This is a genomic window from Caulobacter sp. CCH9-E1, assembly GCF_001556515.1.
GTDB lineage: Bacteria > Pseudomonadota > Alphaproteobacteria > Caulobacterales > Caulobacteraceae > Caulobacter.
This window is the reverse complement of the sequence record NZ_LSJA01000381.1, coordinates 1-9,387: the sequence shown is the minus strand read 5'-3', so window position 1 is coordinate 9,387 and position 9,387 is coordinate 1. Positions and strand designations below refer to the sequence as shown.

Below are 9,387 nucleotides of genomic sequence, written 5' to 3'. Positions count from 1 at the left end.
AATCAAACCAGCCCTGGCAAAAGCCCGATTGACCCAACACAGTCGCCGGCTCTACCCCCGGCTTTCGCCGGGGTCCGGCCGGGATGACACGGAAAGGGCGAGCCCCCCTACCGCGTCCCGAACGTCCGGTCGCCGGCGTCGCCCAGGCCCGGCACGATGTAGCCGTGCTCGTTCAGCGTTTCGTCGATCGCCGCCGTCCAGATCGGCACGTCGGGATGCGCCTCGCGCAAGGCGTCGACGCCGGCCTGGGCGGCCAGCAGGCAGACGAAGCGCAGGTTGGCGACGCCGTAGTGCTTGAGGCGCGAGATCGCGGCGATGGCCGAGTGGCCAGTGGCCAGCATCGGGTCGACCACGATCGTCAGGCGGCCCGAGATGTCTTCCGGCGCCTTGAAGTAGTACTCGATCGCTTCCAGCGTCTCGTGATCGCGATAGAGGCCGATGTGGGCCACGCGGGCCGACGGGACTAGGTCCAGCATCCCCTCGCACATGCCAAGACCCGCGCGCAGGATCGGGGCGAAGACCAGCTTCTTGCCGGCGATCTCGTAGGCCGTGGTCGGGGCGACCGGGGTCTCGATCTGGACCTTGTCCATCGGCAGGTCGCGGGTGACCTCGTAGCAGAGCAGCGTCGCCGTCTCGCGCATCAGGGCGCGGAAGGTCTTGGTCGAGGTCGCCTTGTCCCGCATCCGGGTCAGTTTGTGCTGAACCAGCGGATGATTGACGACGGTGACCTGGGACATGGCGCGGCTCGGCTAGGAACAGGGGGCTCCACGCTCCTAGCACGCGAGCTCAAACTCAGGCCAGTTGGTCGCCGATCGGCAGGGACCGGATGCGCTTGCCGGTGGCGGCGAACAGCGCGTTGACCAGCGCGGCCGGGGTCGGCGGATAGGCCGGCTCGCCCAGGCCCGTCGGGTTGTTGTCCGATAGCTTGAAGCGGACCTCGACCGGCGGCGCGTCGGCCATCCGCAGCAGCGGGAAGTCGCCGAAATTGCTGTTCACCGCCGCGCCGTTCTCGAAGGTCATGCCCTGGTAAAGCGCCGCGCCGATGGCGTCGAGGACAGAACCCTGCACCTGCTGCTCGGCGCCCGACGGATTGACGATTTGGCGGCCGCAATCGACGGCGGCCCAGGCCTTGTCGACCTTGATCGCCCCGTCCTTGACGGTGGCCTGGATCACCACCGCCACATAGCCCAGGTGGCTGTAGTGACAGGCCACGCCCAGGCCCGTGCCCTTGGGAACCTTGCGGCCCCAGCCCGACATCTCGGCGGCCAGGTCGAGGACGTCTCGCATGCGGCCGGTGTCGAAGCTGTCGCCCTTGCCCGGCTCGCCCAGCAGGCGCGGCGCGCCCAGCATCTCGCGGCGGAAGGCGACCGGGTCCTTGCCCGCGGCGTGAGCCAGCTCGTCGGTGAAGCCCTGGATCACGAAGCCGAAGGCGTTGTTGCCCGGCGCGCGCAGATAGCCGGTCGGGAAGCCCAACGGCATGACCGAGACGTCATGGCGGTAGTTGGCCACGGCCCGGGCCGGGAACTGGGTCGAGTTCATGCCAGCGGCGAGGCTGAAGGTCTCGCCCTCGCCGAAGGTGACGAAGTGGTCCTTCCAAGCCACCACCGCGCCCTGGGCGTCGAGGCCGGCGGTGAAGTTGTGCCAACCGGCGGGGCGGTAGAAGTCGTGCTGGATGTCCTCCTCGCGGGTCCAGACCAGCTTGACCGGCGCGGCGACCTTGGAGGCGATCACCGCGGCCTCGACCATGTAGTCGTTCATCAGACGGCGGCCGAAACCGCCGCCGCAGCGGATCAGGTGGATGGTGATCGCCGAGGGATCGACGTTCAGCGCCTTGGCGACCAGTGCGCGGCCGGCCTCGGGGTTCTGGGTCGGGGCCCAGATCTCCACCTTCCCATTTTCGACCCTAGCGGTGCAGTTCTGCGGCTCCATCGGCGCATGGGCGATGAAGGGATAGCTGTAGGCGGCGCTTACCGTCTTGGCCGCGCCCTTCAGCGCGGTGTCGACATCGCCGTCGTTCTGCAGGGTGCGGTGGGGCGGGGCCTTGGCCAGTTCGGCGGCCTTGGCCTCGAAGCCCTTGCTGCTCTGGGCGGCGGTCGGATGGTCGGCCCACTTGATGTCCAGCGCCTCGCGGCCCTTGCGGGCGGCCCACCAGTTGTCGGCGACCACGGCGACGCCGGGCATGATGCTCAGCAGGTTTTCGCCGCCCTCGACGACGAAGGCGTCCTTGACGCCCTTGACCGCCTTGGCGGGGGCGAGGTCCACGCTGGCGACCTTGGCGCCATAGACCGGGGCCTTGGCGAAGGTCGCGTACAGCATGCCTGGCAGGCGCATGTCGATGCCGAAGAGCGGCGCGCCGGTGGTGATGGCGTCGAGGTTCTGGCTCTTGTGGCTCTGGCCGATGATCCGGAAGGCCTTGGGGTCCTTCAAGGTCAGGCTCTTGGGATCGGGCGGAGTCAGCTTGGCGGCGTCGGCGGCGAGCTCGCCGTACGACGCGCGGCGCTTGCTGGCGGCGTGGACCACGAAACCGGGCTCGGTCGCGAGGCTGGCGGCCGGAACGCTCCAGCGCGTCGCGGCGGCCTGGATCAGCAGGGCCCGGACACTGGCGCCGACGCGGCGCAGACCGTCATATTCCAGGGTGGTGGCCATGCTGCCGCCGGCCACCTGGCGGCCGTAGATCTTGCTGTCGGCGATGGCCTGCTCGACCGTGACGGCCGACCAGTCGACGTCCATCTCCTCGGCGATCAGCATCGGCAGCGAGGTCTTGATCCCCTGCCCCACCTCCGGGATCTTGGAGGCGATCGTCACCTTGCCGTCCGGCGCGATGCGGACATAGGCGTTGATCTTGGAATCGCCGGCCGCCTGGCCCTCGGCGGTCATGGTGAAGCTGAGCAGCAGGCCGCCGCCGACGGCCGCGCCGCTTTGCAGGACGAAGCGCCGGGTCGGGTCGCGCGGGATCTCGCCGTCCATCACGCCTTCTCCTGACCAGCGGCGACCTTGATCGCCGTCTTGATGCGGATGTAGGTCGCGCAGCGGCAGAGGTTGCCGTTCATGGCCTCGTCGATGTCCGCGTCGGTCGGCTTTGGCTTGGCCGCCAGCAGCGCCGTCGCCGACATGATCTGCCCGGCCTGGCAGTAGCCGCACTGGGGCACGTCGATCGCCTTCCAGGCCTCCTGCACCTTGGCGCCGACCGGCGTCTTGCCGATCCCCTCGATGGTGGTGACCTTCTTAGCCCCGATCTCGCTGATCGGGGTCACGCAAGCGCGGATCGGCGCACCGTCCAGGTGCACCGTGCAGGCGCCGCACAGGGCCGCGCCGCAGCCGAACTTGGCGCCCACGAGGCCCAGGGTGTCGCGGAGCACCCACAGCAGCGGCGTGTCGCCGTCCACATCGGCGGTGCGACGCTCTCCGTTGACGGTCAGCGTGAAGGCCATCGGCGTCTCCTTCCCTAAGGTGGAGCGATCCTGCCTCAATCGCGCCGCTCGCGCGAGAACTGTCACACAAGTTTCACAGATAGGATTTGACGGCCAAATCCTTTCCGTGGTTCCGGTGCGCCGCGCGGCGATCCGACCACGGACGAACGCGATCTCGCAAGGAAAGACCGACACCATGCTGGGCTTGTTCAAGGCCGTCATGCCGAAGGAAGACGCGTTCTTCGACCTGTTCTCCGCTCACGCCCGCACGCTGATCGACGGCGCCGAAGCGCTGCGCGACATGACCGAGGGCGGCGACGCCGTCGAGGAAGCCAGCGCCCGAGTCTACCGGCACGAGGAAGAGGCCGACGACATCACCCGCCAGGTGATGCTGGCCGTCCGCCGCAGCTTCATCACCCCCTTCGACCGCAGCGACATCCAGGACCTGACCACCTCGCTGGACGACGCCATCGACCAGATGCGCAAGACCGCCAAGGTCGTCAGCCTGTTCGAGGTGAAGAGCTTCGAGCCGCAGATGAAGCAGATGGCCGGCGTCATCGTCGAGGCCGCCAAGCTGACGGCCGAGGCCGTCGCCCTGCTGCCGAAGATGCGCCACAACGCGCAGAAGCTCGGCGAGATCTCGGTCCGCATTCGCGAGATCGAGGAGCAGTCCGACCACATGTACGACCAGGGCCGCAAGGACCTGTTCCTGGCCAGCCGGAACGGCGACGCCATGGCCTTCATCGTCGGCATCGACATCTACAGCCACCTCGAGAAGGTCATGGACCGCTTCGAGGACGTCGCCAACCGCATCAGCGGCATCGTGGTCGAGCAGGTCTAAGATCCCGTGGACCCCACGCTTCTGATCCTGGGCTTCCTGGTCGTCGTCGCCCTGGCGTTCGACTTTCTCAACGGCCTGCACGACGCCGCCAACTCGATCGCCACCATCGTCTCGACGCGCGTGCTGTCGGCGAAGTGGGCGGTGCTGTGGGCGGCCTTCTTCAACTTCATCGCCTTCATGTTCTTCGGCACGGGCGTGGCGAAGATGGTCGGCTCGGGGATCATCGATCCGCACATCGTCAGCGATCGGCTGATCTTCGGGGCCCTGGGCGGGGCGATCAGCTGGAACCTCTTGACCTGGTGGGCGGGCATTCCCTCGTCCAGCTCGCACGCCCTGATCGGCGGCCTGGTCGGCGCGGCCATCGCCAAGGTCGGCGGCATCGGCGCCATTCAGTGGGCGGGCCTCTCCAAGACCGCCGCCGCCATCGTGGTCTCGCCCACCCTGGGCTTCTTCCTGGCGCTGCTGCTGGTGCTGGTCGTCTCGTGGACGTTCCTGAAGAGCTCGCCGTTCTTCGCCGACCGCATCTTCCGCAAGCTGCAGTTCGTCTCGGCCGCCGCCTACAGCCTGGGCCACGGCGGCAACGACGCCCAGAAGACCATGGGCATCATCGCCGCCCTCCTGTTCGCCCACGGCGCCACGCACCAGGCCGGCCACATCCCGCTGTGGGTGATCCTGGCCTGCCAGACGGCCATGGCGCTGGGCACCCTGTTCGGCGGCTGGCGCATCGTCCACACCATGGGCAGCAAGATCACCCGCCTGACCCCGATGCAGGGCTTCTGCGCCGAGACGGGCGGGGCCATCACCCTGTTCTTCTTTACCCATCTTGGGATTCCAGTCTCGACGACTCACACGATCACGGGCGCTATTGTCGGCGTCGGCGCCTCGCGCCGGGCCTCGGCGGTTCGCTGGGGCGTGGCCAAGGACATCGTCATCGCCTGGATCGTCACCTTGCCGGCGGCGGCCCTCACGGCGGCGTTGTTCTACTATCTCGGGTTCTGGATGAAGTGACCGCCTCGCGAGGCAAGCAGGAAGGACGCAAGTCCGGCGGCGGCGGCAAACGCCGCCAGGTCGCCGCCCTGCCTTGGCGAGGCGAAGGCGCGGCCATGCGCATCCTGCTGGTTTCCTCGCGCGAGACCCGCCGCTGGGTGATCCCCAAGGGCTGGCCGATGAAGGGCAAGTCGAACTTCGCCGCCGCCGCCCAGGAGGCCTATGAGGAAGCTGGCGTCGACGGGGTGATCGCCGACAAGCCGATCGGCGAATACGAGTACCTGAAACGCCTGAAGAGCGGCGCGGCCAAGCTGGTCAAGGTCGACGTCTTCCCGCTGCAGGTGACGGGCGAGCACGCCGCGTGGCCGGAGAAGGGCCAGCGCACCCTGCAGTGGATGACGCCGGTCGAGGCGGCCCTCGCCGTCCAGGAGCCCGACCTGCGCGACCTGATCGCCCGCTTCGCCGGGGTCGAGCTCTCGGAAGAGGACCACCCCGCCCCGACGCCCGCCCCGACGCCCGTGCGCGTGACGTTCCAGCGCCTGCGCCGCCGGATCACGGCGCTGTGGGGGCGGTACGGGCGGTAGGCGCTCCTCCTCTCTCAATAGCAAATAGGCCGTGTCATCCCGGAAGCCTCGAAGAGGCTATCCGCCCTATGCGCTATGACCGGGATGACACGGAATAGATGCCTGTGGACAACTCTATGTCGCGCGCCTAATGTTCCCACTATGTTCTCCCGCGGCGATGTCCCATGCAGCTGTCCCTAAGCCTCGCCCGCTCGCCGCTGGAGAGCGTGCGCGACGCCCTGCTCTGCGAGTTTGGACCGCAGCGGCCGGTCACGCGGATGGATCCGATCTCGCAGCTGGTGAAGTCGTCGATCAGCGGTAGGACCCAAGACGCGGTCTCGTGGGGCGCGTTCCTGCGCCTGCGGGCCGAGTTCAAGGCCTGGGACGACCTGGCCGACGCCCCGGTCGCCGCCGTGGCGCGGATTATCGAGGACGTCACCTTCCCGATCGACAAGGCGCGCCACCTGACCACCGCCCTGAAGATGGTCCGCGACAAGGTCGGCTGGCTGTCGCTGAACCACCTGAAGACCCTGACGGTCGACCAGGCGCGCTGGGAGCTGCAGGCCCTGCCCGGCGTCGGGGTCAAGGTCGCCGCCTGCGTGCTGAACTTCAGCGATCTGGCGATGCGGGCCCTGGTCGTCGACAGCCACGTCGACCGCGTCGCCAAGCGCATCGGTCTGGTCGGCGCGGGCGACGCGACCCACAGCTATCACGCGCTGATGGGCCAGACGCCCGACGCCTGGACCGCCGACGACCTGTTCGAGCTGCACTGGCTGATGAAGCGGGGCCTGGGCCAGATGCTCTGCCCGCACGAAGAACCCAAGTGCGGGGCCTGTCCGCTTAAGGCGACGTGCGCCAAGGTCGGGGTCGGCCACAGCGCCGAGGTGTTGGCCTGGCGACCGCGCGCCTGAACCTGTCATCAAGTCATGCGCTGATGAAGCATGACCATCCGCATCGGCACGGCCGGCTGGAGCCTTTATCGCGCGGGCGAGGCCTTCCCGACGGAAGGGACCGTGCTCGAACGCTACGCCGCGCGAATGAGCGCGGTCGAGATCAACACGTCCTTCTATCGCCCCCACCAGCGCAAGACCTATGAGCGCTGGGCGGCCTCGACGCCGGAGGACTTCCGGTTCGCGGTCAAGGTTCCTCAGGCGATCACCCACGAGCGGCGGCTGATCGGAGTCGACGATCTCTTGTCGAAGTTCTTGGACGAGACGGGCGGCCTGGGCGCCAAGCGCGGCCCGCTGCTGATCCAGCTGCCGCCCAGCCTGGCGTTCGAGGCCGAGCGGGTCGATGGGTTTCTGGAAACATGGCGGGCGCGCACGGACGCGCCGACCGTGCTGGAGCCGCGCCACGCCAGTTGGTTCGAAGCCGAGGCGGACACGCTGCTGGTCGCGCGCCGCGTCGCCCGCGTGGCGGCTGATCCGGCTGTTGTTCCTTTCGCGGCGGAGCCCGGCGGCTGGAAGGGTCTGAGCTACCACCGCCTGCACGGCTCGCCGGCGATGTATGCGAGCGCGTATGAGCCTGAGGTCCTGGCCGCCTTAGCCGCGCGGCTGACCGACGGAGCCTGGTGCGTCTTCGACAACACCCGCTTCGGCGCGGCGACCTGGGATGCGCTGGCGCTGCGGGAATCCCTCTCTCTTAGAGAGAGGGATTCAATTACCGCCCCGCCAGCTCCGTGAACGTCTTCGTCCCGATCGGATACCGCCGCCAGTCCTTGAAGTCGAAGTGCCACCACTCCTCGGCATAGACCTCGAAGCCCTGGACGGTCATGGCCTCGCGCAGGATCGCCCGCAGCGCGCGCTGCTTGGTCGTCCCGCCCATGAAGTCGGCGTGGGCGCGGCCCGAGAACTCATCGTAGCGACTGGGCATCTCGACCGGCCGGCCGGTCTTCAGGTCGTACAGCGTCAGGTCCACCGCGCAGCCGCGGTTGTGGCGCGAGCCCTTGGCCGGGTTGGCGACGAACATGCGGGCGTCGGGCGGCGTGGCTTCCCAGAACATCCAGGTGACGAACCAGGGCCGGTAGGCGTCGTGGATCAACAGGCCATAACCCTGGGCGCCCAGGGCGTCCTGCGCCCGCTTCAGCGCCTCCGCCGCCGGTCGCTGCAGATAGGCCCCCGAGCGCTCATAGAGCGGGATGCCCATGAAGTTGTTGGAGCCCGCGTAACGGATGTCGAGCTTGATGCGCGGATCGACCGTGGTCAGGTCGACGAGGTCCGGAGGCAGGAACTCGCCCGTCTCGACCGGCGGCGTCGCGGCCAGGGCTAGGCGGCGAAGCGCCTCGGGGTCGGCCCGCACGCTGGCGCGGATCGCCGCTTCCGTCTCCGCGCCGAAGTCGTGGAAAGCCAGGCGCGTCCCGTTCAGCCGCACGGCGCCCAGCTCCAGAACCAGCGCGCCGCCGCCGGCGATGGCGTAGCGGCCCGCGCCCGTCGCCGTCAGCCGGGCCGAGGCGTGGCCCATGCCGTCGATGTGCAGGACGCCGTCCTTTTCGAACACCGTCAGGGGCGCGGCCTTGTCGCCGTACGGGCCGATCGCCCCCCGCTCGGCGCGCGTCTGGGCCAAGGCGGCGGGCGCGACAAGGCCCGCGGCGGCGAGCGCTAGAATGGATCGTCGAACCAGACCCGCCATCGAATGCTCCCCTAATGTGTCATCCCGGCCGAAGCGTAGCGTAGAACCGGGACCCAGGGGGTGCGAAACACCGTGCGCGCCGCCCCTGGGTCCCGGATCGCGCCTTCGGCGCATCCGGGATGACACCGGTGATTGTTACTTCATCGTCGGAATGACGAAGCTGCTATCCGCCACGTCGCCTTCCGGCCAGCGGGCCGTCACCGTCTTGACCTTGGTGTAGAACTTCACGCCCTCGACGCCGTGCTGGTTGGTGTCGCCGAAGGCCGAGCGCTTCCAGCCGCCGAAGGTGTGATAGGCGACCGGCACCGGGATCGGCACGTTGATGCCGACCATCCCCACGTTCACGTTCGCGGCGAACTCGCGGGCGGCGCGGCCATTGCGGGTGAAGATGGCCACGCCGTTGCCGTACTGGTGCTCGGACGGCAGGGCGATGGCTTCTTCCATGGTCTCGGCGCGCACGATCTGCAGCACCGGGCCGAAGATCTCTTCGTGATAGGTCTTCATGCCCTTCTTGACGCCATCGAACAGCGACGGGCCGATGAAGAAGCCCTGCTCGAAGCCTTGAAGCTGGAAGTCGCGGCCGTCGACCACCAGCTCGGCGCCCTCCTCCTGGCCGATGCGGATGTAGTCGGCGATCTTGGCGCGGTGCTGGGCGCTGACCACCGGGCCGTAGTGGGCGTCGGGATCGGTGGAGACGCCGACCTTCAAGGTCCCGATCTCGGCGACCATGCGCTCGCGCAATTCGTCGGCGGTCTTCTTGCCGACCGGCACGACCACCGGCAGGGCCATGCAGCGCTCGCCGGCCGAGCCGAAGGCCGCGCCGGACAGGTCCTTGACCACCTGGTCGAGGTCGGCGTCGGGCAGGACGATCCCGTGGTTCTTCGCCCCGCCCATGGCCTGGACGCGTTTCCCGTGCGCCGTGCCGGTCTGGTAGACGTAGTGAGCGATGTCGGAGCTG

The 9,387-nt window shown here is 68.5% G+C and carries 10 protein-coding genes; 5 read left to right on the top strand and 5 right to left on the bottom strand.

Annotated features, from left to right (window positions below; genetic code table 11):
• Nucleotides 1–107: 107 nt before the first annotated feature.
• From upp to AX690_RS21400, 3 genes are read right to left on the bottom strand one after another with little or no spacing between them, the layout of a single operon-like run.
• The gene (gene upp / locus AX690_RS21410) at nt 108–737 is read right to left on the bottom strand and encodes a uracil phosphoribosyltransferase (protein WP_066682733.1); all 630 of its coding nucleotides are present in this window, start codon (nt 735–737) and stop codon (nt 108–110) included.
• A 55-nt stretch (nt 738–792) separates the two neighbouring features.
• Nucleotides 793–2,967 (bottom strand): xanthine dehydrogenase family protein molybdopterin-binding subunit, encoded by a 2,175-nt coding sequence (locus AX690_RS21405; protein ID WP_066682732.1) that lies wholly within the window; start codon nt 2,965–2,967, stop codon nt 793–795.
• Complete coding sequence (locus AX690_RS21400; protein ID WP_066682731.1) at nt 2,967–3,431, bottom strand: (2Fe-2S)-binding protein; 465 nt, start codon at nt 3,429–3,431, stop codon at nt 2,967–2,969. Before AX690_RS21400 ends, AX690_RS21405 begins: the two co-directional genes overlap by 1 nt.
• A gap of 175 nt (nt 3,432–3,606) precedes the next feature.
• Between AX690_RS21400 and AX690_RS21395 the strand changes: the two genes are divergently transcribed.
• From AX690_RS21395 to AX690_RS21375, 5 genes are all read left to right on the top strand, one after another.
• Nucleotides 3,607–4,251, top strand: coding sequence for a DUF47 domain-containing protein (locus AX690_RS21395; protein ID WP_066682730.1), 645 nt, complete (start codon nt 3,607–3,609; stop codon nt 4,249–4,251).
• Between the two features lie 6 nt (nt 4,252–4,257).
• Entirely contained in the window at nt 4,258–5,259 is a 1,002-nt protein-coding gene (locus AX690_RS21390) for an inorganic phosphate transporter (RefSeq protein WP_066682729.1), read from the top strand.
• Nucleotides 5,247–5,822 (top strand): NUDIX hydrolase, encoded by a 576-nt coding sequence (locus tag AX690_RS21385; protein WP_156449753.1) that lies wholly within the window; start codon nt 5,247–5,249, stop codon nt 5,820–5,822. The genes AX690_RS21390 and AX690_RS21385 overlap by 13 nt, the downstream gene beginning before the upstream one ends.
• Nucleotides 5,823–5,986: 164 nt before the next feature.
• The gene (nth, locus tag AX690_RS21380; protein WP_066682726.1) at nt 5,987–6,712 is read left to right on the top strand and encodes an endonuclease III; all 726 of its coding nucleotides are present in this window, start codon (nt 5,987–5,989) and stop codon (nt 6,710–6,712) included.
• 30 nt (nt 6,713–6,742) lie between these two features.
• Nucleotides 6,743–7,483: a DUF72 domain-containing protein gene (locus AX690_RS21375; protein ID WP_066682725.1), complete on the top strand. Its 741-nt coding sequence runs from the start codon at nt 6,743–6,745 to the stop codon at nt 7,481–7,483.
• Here AX690_RS21375 and AX690_RS21370 read toward each other — a convergent pair.
• Nucleotides 7,461–8,429, bottom strand: a complete 969-nt coding sequence (locus tag AX690_RS21370) for a M15 family metallopeptidase (RefSeq protein ID WP_082769804.1) — start codon at nt 8,427–8,429, stop codon at nt 7,461–7,463. The genes AX690_RS21375 and AX690_RS21370 overlap by 23 nt on opposite strands.
• A gap of 135 nt (nt 8,430–8,564) precedes the next feature.
• On the bottom strand, nt 8,565–9,387 hold an 823-nt coding region (locus AX690_RS21365), incomplete at its 5' end, for an aldehyde dehydrogenase family protein (RefSeq protein WP_156449752.1).

Coding starts and splice junctions, on each gene's coding strand:
- upp (WP_066682733.1), bottom strand. CDS start 737: ATGTCCCAGGTCACCGTCGTCAATCATCCGCTGGTTCAGCACAAACTG.
- AX690_RS21405 (WP_066682732.1), bottom strand. CDS start 2,967: ATGGACGGCGAGATCCCGCGCGACCCGACCCGGCGCTTCGTCCTGCAA.
- AX690_RS21400 (WP_066682731.1), bottom strand. CDS start 3,431: ATGGCCTTCACGCTGACCGTCAACGGAGAGCGTCGCACCGCCGATGTG.
- AX690_RS21395 (WP_066682730.1), top strand. CDS start 3,607: ATGCTGGGCTTGTTCAAGGCCGTCATGCCGAAGGAAGACGCGTTCTTC.
- nth (WP_066682726.1), top strand. CDS start 5,987: ATGCAGCTGTCCCTAAGCCTCGCCCGCTCGCCGCTGGAGAGCGTGCGC.
- AX690_RS21375 (WP_066682725.1), top strand. CDS start 6,743: ATGACCATCCGCATCGGCACGGCCGGCTGGAGCCTTTATCGCGCGGGC.
- AX690_RS21370 (WP_082769804.1), bottom strand. CDS start 8,429: ATGGCGGGTCTGGTTCGACGATCCATTCTAGCGCTCGCCGCCGCGGGC.